This window comes from Bradyrhizobium sp. Leo170 (assembly GCF_004296405.1).
Taxonomy (GTDB): domain Bacteria; phylum Pseudomonadota; class Alphaproteobacteria; order Rhizobiales; family Xanthobacteraceae; genus Bradyrhizobium.
The window spans coordinates 43,559-62,195 of record NZ_PSRR01000011.1 but is presented as its reverse complement, the minus strand read 5'-3'; the positions used below and the strand labels follow the sequence as shown (position 1 = coordinate 62,195).

Sequence of the window (18,637 nt, the reverse complement as noted above, 5' to 3'; positions counted from 1 at the left end):
TTTGCCTTGGGTGTTACCGTACTGTCATCTTTAATGGATATGACCCGCTTCCATGGGGTGCGATTGCCTCGTGATTAGCGCCTAGCCCGGCCGCGCTCGATCCTCGTCGGAGGTGGCGTCTATCCCGGGTGCTGCGCGTCCAGAATCATTTGGCAGCAGTCACTTGTCTCTGTGTGATCCAGCACGGCTCTTGTTGGCTCTTGGCATCGCCGTCACAGTGTTCGCTTTCAGCAATATGTCGTCTCGAGCCCAGTCACAGATTGCTGAACCAGAAATAGAATTTGACATTCCAGCGCAGCCGCTCGACGTCGCTTTGGAAGCCTATATCCAGGCGACAGGGTTGCAGATTCTCTATAAGAGTGCACTCACGGCGTCCCGTAACTCTTCTCCCGTGACAGGAAAATTCACACCGCAACGGGCGATCGAACGGTTGCTGGCCGGCACGGATCTGGTCGCGAGCCAGACCTCTGAGGGTGCTTTTACAATTCGGCCGCTCGCGGTCGAGCCCGATCGTGCCGTCGGCGCTCAGCGGGTCGTTGATTACGATGCGTTTCTTGGCCTGACCCAACAGAGGATCATCAGATCGCTCTGTCAGAATGCCATGACGCGGCCAGGAGGCTATCGTGCGGCGCTGCAGTTCTCGATCGGATCAACCGGGCTGATAGAGGATCCGGCACTGCTCGATACGACCGGCGACGACGTGCGCGACCGATCGCTTCGAGGAGCTCTTTGGGGGCTTTCAATCGGGCAATCTCCGCCAGCGAATATGCCACAGCCGGTCACCATGATTATCGCGCGGCGCAGCTATCAAGACGAATGCCAGCGGTACATCCATGAAAATCGGTGAAAGCTTCGGCGTTGGCGCCGTGATCGTTCAAGCGAGGCGTACGCAGACGGAGCCGTGCCGTGTCTGAAACGACCTGGGCCAGCCTGCGTCAATTGCTGGTCGATCGGTATTACGACCTCCGCGATAGGCTGACCCGCCGCCTCGGCTCCGCCGAACTGGCAAGCGAGGCGCTGCATGAGGTCTATCTGCGCCTCAATCGGACCGACAATCCCGGATCGGTCTCCAGCCCCGCAGCGTACCTGTTCAAGGCAGCCTACAACATCGCCAGCGATCGTCGCCGAACCGAATATCGACGCGGGCATCAGGTCCCGATCGATGCGGTGCTTCATGACATCCCCGATCAACGGCCAGGGCCGGACGGGATTTCCGAGGCGAAGATTGAACTTGCAGCATTGACGGAGGCATTGCTGGCGTTGCCGCCGCGGCAGCGCGCGATTCTGATCGCCGCGCGTTTCGAGCAAATTCCCCGTGCGGAAATCGCCAAGCGCTACAAGATTTCGCGCCGGCAGGTCCAGTTTGAATTGCAGCGGGCCCTGGAGGCCTGCAAGGATTACATTGACAAAAATGTGTAGTTTCGATGTTCACATCGCCGCTTGCCGGAACGTCTTAGGGATTGCGCAGGTCACTCCAGATAGCCCGGATCTGATATCGGCGAGTTGAGATATGGACATGGCCACCGATATCCCACCCGGGAATAAGGACAACAAGTCGCTGGAGCGAGACGCCATCGTCTGGTTGACACGCGTCACCGACGAGGACGTGACCGCCGAGGATCGGGCCGCCTTGCGCCATTGGCTGGCGCAGAGCCCCGATCATGCCGAGGCGTTCGCCAAGGCCAACACCCTTTGGCGGGCCATGCCGTCGGCGATCGAGACGATGGTCCGGAGCGGAAGTGTCTCCCTTCCCGCGCCGGCGGAGATGCATCGGGGAGTGATCGGCCGGAGAACGCTGATCGGCGGTCTTGCCACGGCGACGGCGGCCGCGGCATGTTACGCGATGTTCCGTCCGCCGCTCGACTTGTGGCCGTCACTATCTGAACTGGCCGCGGATTATCGCACAGCGACCGGAGAGCAGCGGCAGATCACGGTGGCCGACGGCATCTCGGTCCAGATGAATACACAGACCAGCATCGCGCTTCGTCCGGCGGCAACCAGTGCGGATCGCTTCGAGTTGTTGTCTGGCGAGGCCATCATTGGTGCGGCATCGATCAAGCCGGTCCAGGTGATCGCCGCCGATGGCTTGACCAGCGCGGATGCCGCGAAGTTCAACATCCGTTGCAGCACAGCGAAAATCGTTGTCACCTGCCTCTCCGGCTCGGTGCATGTCGAACATCGCGATCACGCCGCCACTCTTCGGGAAAAGCAGCAGGTTGCCTACGGCGGCGGCATGATGAGTAACGTGGACCTGGTCGATCTCGCGACCGTCACCTCCTGGCAAGACGGCTATCTGGTGTTTCGGAATGAGCCGCTGGCCGACGTTATCGCGGAAGTCAACCGCTATCGGCCGGGCCGAATCGTGCTGCTGGACGCGGAACTCGGCCGTGGATTGGTGACGGCGAGGTTCAGGCTCGATCGTCTCGACGATGTGGTGGTTCAAGTGCGCGATGTGTTCGGAGCCCGCATCCGCACCCTGGCGGCCGGCATTGTGTTGGTTGGCTGACGGGCGGGTCCGCTCACCGCCGAAAAAAGATCAAAAAAATTCTCCGAAGTCGATTCACATCGACCCCGCTCGGAACGTCATAGGACGGTCCGAGGGGATTGCATGAATATTTTGTCCAGGTTCGGCTTTGAATTGACGAGAGCCACACGCGACCGGAACGCGTGTCCGGCAAGTCAGGCCTATTGGTCCGGACCACCGCGTCTCCCGAATCCATCCGCGCCTCCCCAAGATGAGGACAGAAGAGTGTGACGGTGCCTCCGCGCACCGCAGCCGTAGTCACTCGGTAACGCTCTGATGCTCCGCAACATCGACGCAGCCTCCGCTTTCTTCGTTCAGGGAATCCTCCATGCCGCTCCGCAGCTTTTCGTCCCGCTCGTTCCGCAAGACGATGCGTCTGCATCATGCTCGAGCCACGCCAATGCTGAGAGTGTCGGCCGGGTTGTCGCGCGGCGCGCTACTGGCGGGTGCGAGTGTGATGGCGATGGCGCTGAGCGGCACGGCATTGGCCAGGCCGCTCGGCGGCTCGTCAGGCGTTGCGGCGACGACTGCTGCGATCAATGCGGCCAGTGCGGCCTCGCAGCAGGCGCAGGAAGCGGCGAAGCAAAGCCAGAGCGCGCTGTCGCGGGCAGTGCAATCCATGCAAGCGGTGCAGGCGGCAGCGCGGGCGGCCGCGGCGGTCTCGCAGCGCTCGACGTCGTTGCCGCAGGTGAGCGTGCCGAACGGCCTTGCGGCAGGCGGGCTGCAGGTGGCGCCGGGCGGCACCTGGCAGGGCGCCAATGCCCCGACGCAGTCGGTCAGCAACGGCCAGACCCATGTCGGCATTCAGCAGACCGCCGCACAAGCCATCCTGGAGTGGAACAGCTTCAACGTCGGCGCCCAGACCGCCCTGACGTTCAATCAGCGCGGCAATGCCAACTGGGTGGCACTGAACCGCGTCATCGGCAGCGACAGCCCGAGCCAGATCCTCGGCAACATCAAGGCCGACGGCCAAGTCTACATCATCAACCAGAACGGTATCATCTTCGGCGGCGCCAGCCAGATCAATGTCGGGTCGCTGATTGCGTCGACCGCCAATATCACCAACGCCCAGTTCCAAACCAGCGGCATCTACTCGACGCAGAGCGGCACCGACGACAACAACCACCCCAAGTACCTGCCGAGCTTCACCGGCGCCGGTGGCGCGGTCACGGTGGAAGCCGGGGCGCAGATCACGACCCATGCGCCGGCCTCGGCGACCTCGGGCGGCGGCTATGTGCTGCTGATGGGCACGCAGGTCAGCAACGCCGGCCTGATCCAGACCCCGAACGGTCAGGCCGAGCTCGCCGCCGGCGACAGCTTCGTGCTCCACGCCGGATACAGCACGACCGGCAACACCAGCTCGACCACCCGCGGCAACGAGATCGCACCGCTGTTCGGCAGCGGCAGCTTGAGCGGTGCGGTCAGCAACAGCGGCCTGATCTACAGCCAGCAGGGCGATATCACGCTGGCGGGCCATGCCGTGACCCAGGACGGCGTCCTGCGGTCGACCACCTCGGTGAGCCAGCGCGGCACCATCCATCTCCTGAATTCCGCCAGCGACAGCACCGGCCGCGTCACGCTGACCGGCAACGCCGTCACCGCAATCGTGCCCGAGACCGACAGTGACGCCATCGCGCTCGATTCCAAGCGCGACGCGTTGATCGCGGATTCGGCGACGCAGAATGTCACCCGGGCCGGCGTGGCAGTCGGGCAGTTCGACAATCTCTCGCTGCTGGCCGACCGCGAGGACCAGTCGCGAATCGAGATCGTCACCGGTGGCATCGTCGATATCAGGAAGGGCTCGCTGACCCAGGCACAAGGCGGTCAAATCGCGGTCGGCGCCGGCCAGCGGGTGTTCGTCGAGAACGGCGCCACCCTCGACGTCTCCGGCACCACCGGCACCGTGCTGCCGATGAGCGCGAACAACATCGCGGTCAACGTCCAGGGCAACGAGCTGCGCGACAGTCCGCAGAACCGCGACAGCGGCAATCTGTTCAATGCCAATGTCTGGATCGATGCCCGCGACCTGACGCTGGTGCCGGCCGGCACCGGCGGCTACGCCACCGATCGCTACTATACGGCGGGCGGCCTCTTGGAAGTCTCGGGTTATCTCAACAACACCGGGCACCGGATCGGCGAATGGACCGCGGTCGGCGGCAGCATCACGCTGGCGGCGCCGGAGGTGATCGCGCAGCGGGGCTCGACCTTCAATATCTCCGGCGGCTCGGTGAGCTATGCGCCGGGCTATGTCATGACCAGCAATCTGCTTGGCGCCGATGGCCGCGTCTACAGCATCGGCAATGCGCCGGCGGACGTCCAGTTCGTGGCGCTCGCCGGCAGCTTTAGGCGCCCGCATCGTATCCAGGGCCAGGTCGATGATCGGCTGACCGAGATCTGGACCTCGCCATTCGGCAAGGGCGCCGTCAATCTGCGATGGGAGGACGGCTACACCGCGGGCCGTGACGCCGGCAGTCTGATTCTGTCGACGCCGACCTCGATCTTCGAAGGCGACATCGTCGCCGGCGTGATCGACGGCGAGCGCCAGCGCAACGCGCGCCCGGCCGGCGTCACCGACGGCTACAAATTGACCCAGAACGTGGCGCCGCTCGCCGGGACATTGGCGCTCGGTCAGTACACCGCCCGCGGCCTGGCCGGCGCCTACGGCACCAATGTGGTGTTCGGCAACGTGGCCACCGATCTGACCAGTTCGATGTCGGCGACCAGCTCGGTGCCGACCGAACGCACCAACACCGCCTGGTTCGATGCGCCGACACTCAACGGCGTCGGCCTCGGCGGCCTCAACGTCGCATCGGCGGATGCAATCAAGGTCGACGCGCCGCTGACCTTCGCGCCTGGCGCGCAGGTCAAGCTGGTCGCGCCGACCGTCGACCTCGCCGCCGACATCACCGCCCATTCCGGCGCCGTCACCGTCAGCAACATTCTCACCAGCGCTGCTGTGGGTACCAAGACGCTGACGACTCCAAGCGGAGGCGCCGACCTCACGCTGAGGGGCGGCGTCACGATCGATGCTCGCGGAATGTGGGTCAACGAGACGACCGATCCGGACAGCGCCGCCAATCTCGCCTTCCTCAACGGCGGCAGCGTCACCTTCGATTCGACGCAGAACGTGACGCTGGCGGCGGGCAGCACCATCGATGTGTCGTCGGGCGGCGCCGTCCTTGCCACTGGCAAGACCCAGGGCGGCAAGGGCGGCAATGTCACGATCATGGCCGGCCACGCACAGCAGGACGCCGGAACGCCCGGTGACGGCACTCTCGTCCTGGATGGCACCATCCGCGCCTATGGCGTGACCGGCGGCGGCGCGCTGACGATCTCTTCGCCCGGCAACCTCCTGATCGGCGATAACGCTGGGCTGGCCGGCGGCGTGCTACCAGCCGGCACGCCGGCACCCGTCGCGCTGAAGCTCAAACAGGCGCTGACGATTCCGGCAGGTCAGCCGTTGCCGACGGCGCTGGTGCTGACCTTTACATCAATCGTTTACGACGCGCCGATCCCGGTCGACGTCCGGTCGGCGGGTGTGCCGAGCACGCCGACAGGCGCGGACTGGACTATTCCGAAAGGGATATTGGTGCAGACACGGGTGAACGGCAACATAGAGTATTGGGAAGCGGGTAAGGTGTTGCCGGCGGGGTCGGTCATCTTTAACTTTAACCTGGGCGGAGACGCCGGTGATGTCTTTCCGGCCAGCACCGTCTTCCCTTCGAGCGTTTTTCCCAACGGCATTCCGATCAAGCCCTATCAAATTACCTACGCCGCTGGATCGGTCCAATCCACGCCGATGACCTATCCGGTCGGCGCGATCATCCCGGCCGGCACGCTGTTGCCGCAAACGGTTGCAATCACCCCCGCGCCCGCGCTCAATCCCTCGTTCTTCACCGCAGGATTCTCCAGCTACGACATCAATGGCGGGCAAGGCATTCTCGTTGCGAACAACACTGTCCTTGCGCCCACGATGCCGGTCTACCGGTTTACCGCCGACAGCTATGCGGCGCGCACCGGCAGTGATCCGTCGTCGGCGATGTCGCTATGGCTGCCGCCGCTGTTCACCGAGAACCCGACGGGCGCGACGCTCACGCAGCGCGGCGGCGCCAGCGTGATCTTGCGCTCACTGACCAAATCCAGCGCTGGGGGGCTCGTCGATGGCGGCGCGATTGTCGTGAGCGACGGCGCGTCGATCGCCGTCGATCCCGGGCAGAGCATCAAGCTCGATGCCTTTGGCCAGATCACGGTGCTCGGCAATCTCATCGCGCGCGGCGGCAGCATCAACCTCGTCAACGACGCTGACGGCAGTTCACTCGACAAGGGGCGCAACTTCGATGCGGCGGGTAACGGCCGCGGAGTTTCGATATGGATCGATGCCAATGCCAAGCTTGACGTGTCCGGGCTGGCTTACGGCGCGTCCGATTCCGCCGGGCACCGTTACGGGCAAGCAACTGACGGCGGCGCGATCACCATCAATGGCGGCGGCGCCTTCGTGATCATCCGTCCGGGCGCCGAACTCAATGCCGACGGGACGAAGCTCGCGATCGATCTCGCGGCGGGCGGCAATGCGCAGACAGCCAGCCAGCCGCTGACGCTTGCCAGTGGCGGCGGCTCGATTACGCTGTCCTCGCAGAGCGGGCTTTACCTCGATGGCGACATGCATGCGTTCGCCGGTGGCGCGGGCGCCTCGGGCGGCGGCCTGTCGATCGCGCTCACCACGCCGATCTTCGACCCGCGGTCGTTCCCCTTTGACCTGAGTGCTGGGTCCCACCTTGTTCCAGCGAATGCAGTCCTTCCCAGCGTGATGACCGTGGTGCAGGAGCGCCAGCCGTCGTTGTTGCCGTCCGACATCGCGCCCGGCACCAAGGCCGCCTCGCTCATGTTCGGACGGACCACGGTGAGCGCCGATATGGTCAAGGCCGGCGGGTTCGACAGCCTGACCCTGACCTCCGGCGACTACATGCAGTTCTCCGGCAATGTGTCGCTGGCGCTGGGCCGCAGCCTGACGCTCACCGCAGCGGCCTTCACGTCGGGGACGCCGGTGTCTGGACCCATCGATTCCTCGATGCAGCCGACGACCGGCAATGTAAAGCTATCTGCGCCCTACATCCTCTTCAGTGAACCTGCGTCCGAGGTCAAGGACGGGTTCACCAGCGGCAGCATTCGCAATCCCGGCGGCGCGGCGGTGCCGACCATCGCGACCTTCGAAGCTGACGCAAACCAGATCGACATCCAGGGCCTCGTCCAGTTCTCGGCGCGCGCGCCGAACAACATGTTTGCGCCAGGGTTCCTGACGACGAAGCTGGTCAGCCAGGGCGACATCCGCTTCCTGTCGATGGCTGGGGTCATCACGACGCAGCTTGCCACCAGCGGCAATCTCGATCTCCTCGCCGCACAGCTTTATCCGGCGACCAACACCCTTGCCGCCGTGATCGCGGGCAGCGGCAATTCCGATCCCACCGTGACGCTGACCATCGGGCGCACCACCGATACCATTCCGGACGCGCCGTTGTCCGTGTTCGGCAGCCTCGCATTCCAGGCGCCGATAGTCGAACAGGGCGGCATCGTCCGCGCACCGTTCGGCACCCTGACGTTCGGCATGGGTTACCCGGTCTTCACGCCGCGCGTCGATCTGGTGCCGGGCAGCCTGACCTCGGTCTCGATGGCGGGCCTGACGATTCCGTACGGCGGCACTATCGACGGAGTCAGCTATAGCTATAACGGCGCCACCGTGAACAGCATCACGCTGCCCCTGACCAACTTCCCTAGCAACGGACTTGGGTCCGGCATCATCCTGGACGGGCAGTCGGTCAATGTCGCCAGCGGGGCAGTCCTGGACATGTCCGGCGGCGGCACGCTCAGCGGCGCGGGCTTCGTCTCCGGACGCGGCGGCTCGGTCAACGTGCTCAACACGCCGCTCGTCAACGCCAATCCCGCGGCCCCGCTCAGCAAGGCCGGCGACAAGGTCTACGCCATCGTGCCCGGCTATGCATCCAGCTATGCGCCGGTCGCGCCCGAGAATGGCGCGGGTGATCCGGCGATCGGCCAGCGGGTCACCATTCCGGCGGGCGTTCCGGGGCTGCCGGCCGGCACCTACACCTTGTTGCCGTCCAACTATGCGCTGCTGCCCGGCGCGTATCGCGTCGAACTCGGCGGCAGCAGCACCAACCCGATCACCAGCCCCACGTCGGTCGGCAACGGCACCTACGTCGCCTCGGTGTCGACCGGCGTCGCCAACACCGCGATCCGCAGCAGCCTGCCGGTGACGGCGCTGATCACCGCTGGCACGTCGGTCCGCAAATACTCGCAATACAACGAGCAGAGCTTCAGCGATTTCTTCACTGCGAATGCCGCGCAATTCGGCGGTCTGCGCCCGCTGCTGCCGGCCGACGGCAAGGCGCTGGTGCTGCAGTTCGAGGCGCCGTCATCCCCCGCGACGGGATCGGCGCTGACATTCAACGGCACCGCCTTGTTCCAGGGCGCGCAGGGCGGCTTCCCCGGTCAGGTGTTGTTGAGGAACGTCGGCGAAATCTATGCCGATGAGCCCACGCCGGGGTTCACCGGCGCCTCAGTGCGCGCAGCCGATCTCAATGCCCTCGGTGCGCCACGCCTGATGGTCAATGGCTACGAAGGGATCGTCGACGGCGTGATCCTGTTCCAGGGGGGAAGCGACATCGTCATCCGTGACGGGGTCACGCTCAGAGCAGGTGAGATATTCCTGGTCGGCGGCAACATCAGCCTCGGCAACGATGTGACGTTGAGCACGATCGGGCGGGGCGCCGCGCCGTTCGATTCGGTCTCGACCGGCATGGGTTACAACACCGCCTACGGCGTCTCGGTGCTGGCGCTGTCCAACGGCGACCTCAATTTCCTCGGCTCGCAGGGCAACGGCGCCATTACGATCGGAGCAGGAGCACAGCTTTATTCCGAAGGCACGTTGGCATTCGCGACCAACGGCGCGTCCACAATCGATTCCACGGCCCATTTCGGGTCGCGCAACATCGCGCTCGCGGTCGGCACCATCAATATCGGCGACGCCGCGACCGTCATCGCGTCCGGCGCGCCGGCCGGGTTGCTGTTCGACCAGACGCTGTTCAATACGCTTGTCAACGGCGATCCGCTCCATGGTGCGCCGGCACTCGAGACCTTTACGCTCAGCGCGGCCAATGCCGTCAATCTGTTCGGCAGCGCCGGGCTCGATGCCACCGGCAGCGGCGTCGATCTCGTGCTGAACGCGTCAGCGATCTACGGATATGGTGCGGCAGGCGACCGTAACGTGATCGCCGCCAACAAGATCACCTGGAATGGGATCGCCGGCGCCACGCCGCCGGCCATCGCCGCGGGCGGGCCGGGCACCGGCACGGGCTCGCTCAATCTCGTTGCCGATGAGATCGATTTCGGCCGCTTCGCCTCGCTCGATACCAGCTCGGTGAGCCGCGTCGTCTATGGCTTCGGCAATGTCAACATCACCGGTCGATCGAAGATCGTCTCGGCCGGCAACGGCAAGCTGTACGTCTATCAGTCCCCGAGTTCCGATCCCGCGGCCGTGTTCGGACAGAGTGGAACAGGCGGCAACCTGACGCTGACGACCCCGCTCCTGACCGGGCTGCAGAAATCGATCATGGCCTATGCCGCAGGCGGGGCGCTCAATGTCGTCGCGCCCGCAGGTATCGCGCCGAGCGCGGCGAAGAGCACGGTGTCGGGTGCCGAGATCGATCTGACCGGCGACAGCGTCGCCATCGGCAGCACCATCCTGCTGCCGAGCGGCAAGCTCGTGGTCAACGCGACCAACAACATCGCTCTCAATGACGGTAGCCGCATCGATCTCGGCGGCCAGCCGTCTCAGATCCAGAAGGCGACGGTCTACGGCTTCGGCGGTACGGCGATCTTCAACAGCACGCAGGGCGGCGTCACGCAGACCGCGGGCTCGACAATTGACGTCTCCGCTACCAACGCCAATGCCGGATCGATCAGCATCAACGCGGGTAATGGACCGGTCGCGCTTCGCGGCACGCTGAACGGTACGGCGACGGAGGGAGCCACCAGCGGCGACTTCAGCGTTACTACCGCCACGCTCTCCAACGCCGACTTCGCCGCGCTCAACGCGCTCTTGACCCAGGGCGGCTTCTTCGATGCGCGCAGCTTCGACATCCGGACCGGCGATCTCGTCATCGGTGACGGCGTGAAAGCCCGCAACGTCACGGTTGCCGTCGATGGCGGCAGCCTCACCATCGCCGGCACCATCGATGCCTCCGGCGCGGCGCCGGGCACCATCCGGCTCTCCGCCGGCAACGGTCTGACGCTGGCCTCGAGCGCGGTGCTCGATGCCCATGGCACGGTGCTGCAGACAGATAGCTACGGGCACGCCATCGAGGCCAAGAACCGCGGCCATATCGAGCTGACCGCCGCGGGTGGCACGCTGACGCTGTCTCCTGGCGCCACGCTCGATCTCACCACGCCGAATGGAGTGGCCTATGGCGATGTCCAGCTGAACGCGCAGCGCACCGGCGAGACCTCGGGCGACGTCGCCATCGACGCCACCGGTCCGCTCAACATCAAGGGCGCGTACAGCATCGCGCTCAACGCGTTCTGGACCTATGACCTGCCGGCGGGCAGCGCCATCAGCCAGGCGACGTTGGATGGCTATGACACCGCGAGCACGACCTTCATGAACGCCGCGCTGGGGAACGGCGCGCTGCAGGGCAGGATCGCGGGCCTGTCGTCCTACGGCCGCGCCTTCCACCTGCGCCCGGGCGTTCAGATCACCTCGAGCGGTGATCTCTCGACCTCGGGCGATATCGACCTCGCGAAATATCGTTACGGCGCGACCGCCGATCGCGACCCGAACTCGGCGACTTACGGCGCGGGCGAACCGATGGCGCTGGTAGTGCGCGCGGCAGGTGGCCTGACCGTCAAGGGAAGCATCTCGGACGGATTCAAGTCGTCGGCCGGAATACCGGCGACTGTTACGATCATCGACGTCACGAACATCTCGTTCTTCTCCCAGAGAACATTCAACGGTTACACCTTCTGGCAGGATAACAACACCGACGTTGTTGTCATGAGTGACTGGACCATCCCGAACGACGCTTTTTATAATTGGTGGACCTTTGAGTACTGGGGCAATCTGGTCGATAGCAACAATAACGCTTACAACCCCGGAGACACTATCCCGGCGGGCACGATAATTAGTGCCAGCAACAGTTATGGGTTTGCATTCGAGCCGTCCAACATGCCTATCGTCGGAGTTGTGACGAGCCCTGCAGTCCCAGGCGCGGCTGCTACAGCCCCGGCGGCGTCAATGCTCGCGCCAGGTTCGCTGTCGGCATCGGTTCGCCTCGTGGCGGGCGCAGATCTCGCAGCCGCCGACCAGCGCGCGCTGCAGACGAGACAGGCGCTCAACGGTCGCGGCAATCTCACGCTGAACGACCCTGTTTACAATTCATCGCTGAACGGCACGTTCTTCAGCGTGGTCCGCACCGGCACCGGCAGCCTCGATCTGCTGGCCGGTGGAAGCTTCAGCGAGGCCACGCCTTACGGCGTCTACACCGCCGGCACACAATCCGCGCCGGTCCTCGCGGCTGACGGCAGCAACCCTTACGACGTCGTTGGAGCCGCGAGCAGCGGCACCTCGCATGCGTGGTATCCGGAGCATGGCGGCGACCTCCTGCTCACGGCTCAGCAGGATGTCACCGGCAACATCCAGATCTTCGACAACAATACGCGCTATGTGGACTCTGATCTCACCGGCAATTGGTTCGGTCGGCAGGGAGGCGGAGGGTTGTCCGCCGATCCGGCCGCCTGGTGGGTCAACTTCGGCTCCTATGCAAAGACCTCTCAGTTTAGCGATAGGTCGCAGCTTGTCGGCTTCCAGGGCATCGGCACTCTCGGCGGTGGCAACCTGACCGTGATTGCGGGCGGCAACGCAGGCGTGACGGGCAACGGCTCGACCGGTCTCGATCTCGCGGTGGCTTCGACTGGACGGGTGCTGGCGGACGGCACGCTGCTGCAAACCGGCGGCGGCGACCTCACACTGAAAGTCGGCGGCAAGCTTAACTTCGTAATGCCGATCTTATCTTCGCAAGTGCCCGACTATTACGGCTCTATCACCGATCTGCGCGGCGACATTGTCGTGAAAGCTGGTTCTATCGGTGCGTTCGCGGTGAACAACGGCGGTGCCGCCTTCACCTCGGTCGATCCGCGCGCAACCGATCCCAATATCTTCAAGCGCTCGCTGAAGACGCCCGGCCCGATCTTCACGCCGGGTGACGGCACGGTCAGCATCATGACGCGCGGCGACCTGGTGTTCGGCGGCGCCGGTGATGCCGGCATGGGAGCCTTGGTCGATCTCAAAGGCATTCCCTATACGCTGCCCAATGCGGATGGCACGACCACGCTCGTCGCCGGCGGGCAATCGAGCTTCACGCTATGGAGGCCGGCGACCGCGATCAACCTGTATTCAGCCGGCGGCGACGTCGCGCCGTTGACGGGGACCGCCTTCAACGCCGTTGAAAACAGCAACGGCTTCTATCCAGGAACGTTGATCGTTGCGGCGGCCAACGGCGATATCCGCTTTGCGGAGCCCGTGTCTCGCGATCAGACCTTCACGGTTCTCGAACTGATCCCATCGCCGTCAGGCCAGCTTGAACTCCTCGCCGCAGGCTCGATCTACGGCTCGACCCAGGTGGTCGCAATGTCAGGGGCCGATATGAGCACGCTGGCAACGCCGTTCCGTCCCGTGTTCAATACGTCGGTGGGCGGCGGCGGCAACACCAACGCCAGCCCGACGTCGGCGTACATGCTCAATCAGTTCAATCCGATCGCCTTTGGTGAGGATACGCCCATCTCCAATCTGCATGCGGGCGATGCGCAGCCCGCGCTGGTCTATGCAGGCTTGGACATCGACGACCTGATCCTCGGGCAGCAGCTGAACGCCAGCACCAACTTCCGAACCGCTCCGAACCACGACACCTGGTATCTTGCGGCCAAGCCGTTCGAGGTGATCGCCGGGCGCGATATCGTCGGCACCGGCACGACGCCAAGCGTGTTCCTGAACACGAGCGACAACGATATCTCGCTCATGCGGGCCGGCCGCGACATCATCTACCAATCGGTCACCGTCGCAGGTCTCGGCCTGCTTCAGGTGCAGGCCGGCCGCAACCTGAACCAGGGCTATTACGGATCGCTGCTTAGCGTGGGCGATATCGTCAACCCGTTAAACAAAGCGGGTGGCGCCGGCATCACGGCGCTGGCGGGAGTCGGCGCGAGCGGTCCCGACTATGCCGCTTTCGCCAAGCTGTATTTCGATGCGGCCAACCAGTTGCCAGGCGACGGCACGCCGCTCGCCGGCAGCGGCAAGGTGGTCCACAGCTATGACCAGGAATTGCTGGCGTGGCTGCAGCAGCGCTTTAACTACACCGGCACCGCGGCGGATGCGCTCGCCTTCTTCCTGGCTCTGCCCACGGCGCAGCAGGGCGTCTTCGTCCGTGACGTCTATTACAAGGAGCTCACCCTGAGCGGCCGCGAATACAGCGGTGCGATCACGGGCCCGCGCCCTCGCAGCTATCTGCGCGGCCGCGAGGCGATTGCGACGCTGTTCCCGGATCAGGATGCCGACGGCAAGCCGATCACCTATTCAGGCGCGATCACGATGTTCAGCGGTCTGGTGAAGGACACCTTCAACAATATTAAGGTCGTCGACGCCGGCATCCAGACCCAGTTCGGCGGTGGCATCCAGATCCTCAATCCGGGCGGAAGGACCCTCATCGGCGTGGAAGGCGTGTCGCCGGGCGCCGGCGCGGGTTTGATCACGCAGGGCTCGGGCGACATCGACGTCTATTCGCTCGGCAGCGTGCTGCTCGGCCAGAGCCGCATCATGACCACTTTCGGCGGCAACATCCTGGTGTGGTCGGCCACCGGCGACATCAACGCCGGCCGCGGCTCAAAGACGACGACGATCTTCACGCCGCCCAAACGCACCTACGATGCCTATGGCAACGTCTCGCTGTCGCCGGTCGTGCCGTCGGCCGGCGCCGGCATCGCAACGCTCAACCCGATCCCGCAGGTGCCGGCGGGCGATATCGATCTGATCGCGCCGCTCGGCACCATCGACGCCGGCGAGGCCGGCATCCGCCATTCCGGCAACGTCAACCTTGCCGCGCTGCAGATCGTCAATGCCGCCAACATCTCCGGGCAGGGCACGGTGACGGGCGTGCCGACCGTGCAGGCGCCAAACATCAATGCTGCGCTTGCGGCGAACAGCACCGCCGGGGCGGCGCAAAAGACCACGGCGCCGACGCAGTCCACCAACAGCGACCAGCCATCGATCATCATGGTCGAATTCTTGGGCTTCGGCGGCGGCAATGGCGACCAGGATGAAACCTCACGCAAGGATCGCCGCAGCGACGCTTCCGGTGGACTCCGCTACGATCAAAATAGTTCGGTTCAGTTCGTGGGCCTCGGCAATCTCACCAGCGAGGAAAAGGTCCAGCTAACCGAGAGAGAAAGACATAACCTGAAAGGGCAATCTCGGTAACGCGCCGGAGGTTCTGCCCGCGCAAGCCCGATGACCCGGTTTTCGCCGAAATGCGGGATACGATAAACTCGGCGACCCCCGTCGTCCCGGGCTTGACCCGGGCCCCATAACCACAGGCCTCTGTGGTGCGCTCCGCTGCAACCAATTGCTCCCGCCACAACACCTCTCTGTGGCTATGGGTCTCTGCATTCGCAGGGACGACAGCGGTGCGAGGTTCGACGATAATCGTAGGATGGGTAGAGCGCAGCGAAACCCATCATTCGCGTGGAGAGGTCTGCGCGGATGATCTTCGAGCTATGCTGGCATTGCACTGCGACCTGACGATGAGACATCGCCTTTCGAAAACGCACGAATGAAAGCGGTAGAGGGGCTGACGCAGTCGAGGATTGTTGATCTATGCTGGGTTGACCGCCCTGTTTTCTCTTGTGAGAACGCGGCCCCAACTTACTATTATTATGGGTGTAAGGTTTGTGGCGCGGGTTCGGAGGATGACAATGAATTTGAGTCGTCGCGGATTCATCAAACTCACCGGCACCAGCCTTGCAGCCTCCAGCGTCGGTGCACTCGGCTTTGGCTATACCGGCGAGGCGCTCGCCGCCGCGGTTCGGCCGTACAAATTGGCGGCCGCGACCGAGACCCGCAACACCTGCACCTATTGCTCTGTCGCCTGCGGCATACTGATCTACAGCATGGGCGACCGTGCCAAGAATGCGCGATCCAACATCATCCATATCGAGGGCGATCCGGATCATCCGGTGAACCGCGGGACGCTTTGTCCGAAAGGCGCGGGCCTCTTGGACGTCGTTCATGCGCCGACGCGGCTGAGAGCGCCGCGCTATCGCGCTCCCGGTAGCAACGCGTTCAAGGAAGTCAGCTGGGACTTCGCGCTCGACCGTATCGCGCGGCTGATGAAGGACGACCGCGACAAGAATTTCATCGCCAAGAACGCCGCCGGCACGACCGTGAATCGATGGACCAGCACCGGCATGCTGGCTGCGTCTGCGTCGTCGACCGAGACCTCCTACGCGACATGGAAGGTCGTGCGCGCGCTCGGCATGGTGGTTTTCGACAACCAGGCGCGTGTCTGACACGGACCGACGGTGGCCAGTTTGGCCCCATCATTCGGTCGCGGTGCGATGACCAACACCTGGCAGGACATCAAGAATGCCAATGTGGTGATCGTGATGGGCGGTAACGCCGCTGAAGCGCATCCGTGCGGCTTCAAATGGGTGATCGAAGCCAAGATCGAGAACGGCGCCAAACTGGTGGTTGTCGATCCCCGCTTCACGCGCACCGCTTCGGTCGCTGACATGTATGCGCCGATCCGTCCGGGCACCGACATTGCGTTCCTGAACGGGCTGATCCGTTACTTGCTGGAAAAGAATGCGATCCAGCATGAATATGTGAAGCACTACACCAACGCCGGCCTGATCGTGAAGGAGAGTTTCGGATTCGCGGATGGGCTCTTCAGCGGCTATGACGAGGAGAAGAAGACCTACGATAGATCGAGCTGGGATTTCGAGCTCGACGAACAGGGCTTCGCCAAGGTTGACGACACCTGGCAGAATCCGCGCTGCGTCATCAACTTGATGCGCCAGCATGTCGATCGCTATACGCCGGAGATGGTGTCGCGTATCAGCGGCACGCCGCAGGACAAGCTTCTGCAGGTCTATGAGCTGATCGCCACCACGGCGGCGCCCGATAAGGCACTGACATGCCTGTTCGCGCTCGGCTGGACGCAGCATTCCGTCGGCTCGCAGAATATCCGCACCATGGCGATGGTCCAATTGCTGCTCGGCAATATCGGCGTCGCCGGCGGCGGCATGAACGCGCTGCGCGGCCATTCCAACATTCAGGGCCTGACGGATGTCGGTCTGCTGTCGAACCAGATTCCCGGCTATCTGTATCTGCCGACGGATCAGGAGACGACCTTCGAGGACTACATGAAGACGCGGCAGTACAAGCCGCTGCGTCCCGGTCAGGTCAGTTATTGGCAGAACTACCGAAAATTCATTGTCAGCTTCCAGAAAGCGATGTTCGGCGAGTCCGCGACATCGGACAATGACTGGGCCTATGACTGGTTGCCCAAGCTCGACGTTCCCCTCTACGACATCATCCGCGCGTTCGAAATGATGAACCAGGGCGAGATGAACGGTTACATCTGCCAGGGCTTCAATCCGTTGCAGGCATTCCCGGATCGCGGCAAGATTCGCCGCGGCCTCAGCAAGCTGAAATTCCTGGTGACGATGGATCCGCTGGACACGGAGACCTCGCGGTTCTGGGAAAATTTCGGGCCCCAGAATCCCGTTGATCCGTCCCAGATCCAGACCGAAGTCTTCCAGTTGCCGACGACCTGCTTTGCCGAAGAGAACGGCTCACTGGTCAATTCCGCGCGCTGGCTGCAATGGCACTGGAAGGCTGCCGAGCCGCCGGGCGACGCGAAGTCGGATATCTGGATCATGAGCGGCATCTATCATCGTATGCGCGAGCTGTACCGCAAGGAGGGCGGCGCATTCCCGGATCCGATCCTCAACATGACCTGGAATTATACCGACCCGACCAGCCCCGATCCGGAGGAATTGGCGAAGGACATGAACGGCCGGGCGCTGGTCGATCTCAAGGACGCGACCGGCGCGGTGACGGTGGCTGCGGGCAAGCTGCTCGACGGCTTCGCGCAACTGCGCGACGACGGCACTACGGCAAGCGGCTGCTGGATCTTCACGGGTTGCTACACCGAGAAGGGCAACCAGATGGCGCGGCGCGACGCCAGCGATCCACGGGAGCAGGGTATCGCTCCGAACTGGGCCTGGGCGTGGCCGGCCAATCGGCGAATTCTCTACAATCGCGCCAGCGCCGATCTCAATGGCAAGGCGTGGAATCCGGAGAAGCCCATCATCGAATGGAATGGCAAGCAGTGGGTCGGCATTGATGTTCCCGACTACACGCCGACGACGAAGCCGTCCGATGGCGTCGGTCCGTTCATCATGAATGCCGAAGGCACCGGACGATTGTTCGCGCGCGACCAGATGGTGGATGGTCCGTTCCCTGAGCACTATGAGCTGCTGGAGTCGCCATCTCAAAATGTCCTCCATCCGAAGGTGAGGTCCAATCCGGTGGCGCGCGTGTTTGCCGATGATCGCGCAGATTTCGGCACCTCGTCCGAATTTCCGTATGTCGGCACCACCTATCGGCTCACCGAGCATTTCCATTTCTGGACCAAGCACGCGCTCATCAACGCAATCCTCCAGCCGGAGGAGTTCGTCGAGATTGGCGAAGCGCTGGCCAAGGAAAAGGGCATCGACCAGGGCGGCTGGGTGCGAGTGTCCTCGAAGCGCGGCTTCATCGTCTGCAAGGCTTACGTCACCAAGCGCATCAAGCCTTTAACGGTCGACGGGAAACCGACACATGTGATCGGCGTGCCCCTGCACTGGGGTTTCACGGGGCAGGCGCGAAAGGGATTCGGCGCCAATACGCTGACTCCTTCAGTGGGCGATGCGAACACGCAGACGCCGGAATTCAAGGCGTTCCTGGTGAACGTCGAAAAAGCAACCGGTCCGGCGGCCTGAAGGAGCGAT

The 18,637-nt window shown here is 63.7% G+C and carries 5 protein-coding genes; all 5 read left to right on the top strand.

The window, feature by feature from the left end:
• The first annotated feature begins 193 nt into the window (after nt 1–193).
• The 5 genes from CWO89_RS04085 to fdnG all read left to right on the top strand — a co-directional run bounded on the left by CWO89_RS04085 (nt 194) and on the right by fdnG (nt 18,628).
• Nucleotides 194–847, top strand: a complete 654-nt coding sequence (locus tag CWO89_RS04085; protein ID WP_130577381.1) for an STN domain-containing protein — start codon at nt 194–196, stop codon at nt 845–847.
• 59 nt (nt 848–906) lie between these two features.
• Nucleotides 907–1,419 carry an RNA polymerase sigma factor gene (locus CWO89_RS04080; protein ID WP_130577380.1) on the top strand — a complete coding sequence of 171 codons (513 nt, stop codon included), beginning with the start codon at nt 907–909 and terminating at the stop codon, nt 1,417–1,419.
• 97 nt (nt 1,420–1,516) lie between these two features.
• Nucleotides 1,517–2,506, top strand: a complete 990-nt coding sequence (locus CWO89_RS04075) for a FecR family protein (protein ID WP_165420985.1) — start codon at nt 1,517–1,519, stop codon at nt 2,504–2,506.
• Between the two features lie 418 nt (nt 2,507–2,924).
• Entirely contained in the window at nt 2,925–15,062 is a 12,138-nt protein-coding gene (locus tag CWO89_RS04070) for a filamentous hemagglutinin family protein (protein WP_165420984.1), read from the top strand.
• A gap of 488 nt (nt 15,063–15,550) precedes the next feature.
• Entirely contained in the window at nt 15,551–18,628 is a 3,078-nt protein-coding gene (gene fdnG, locus CWO89_RS04060; RefSeq protein WP_207234391.1) for a formate dehydrogenase-N subunit alpha, read from the top strand.
• The last annotated feature ends 9 nt before the right edge of the window (nt 18,629–18,637 follow it).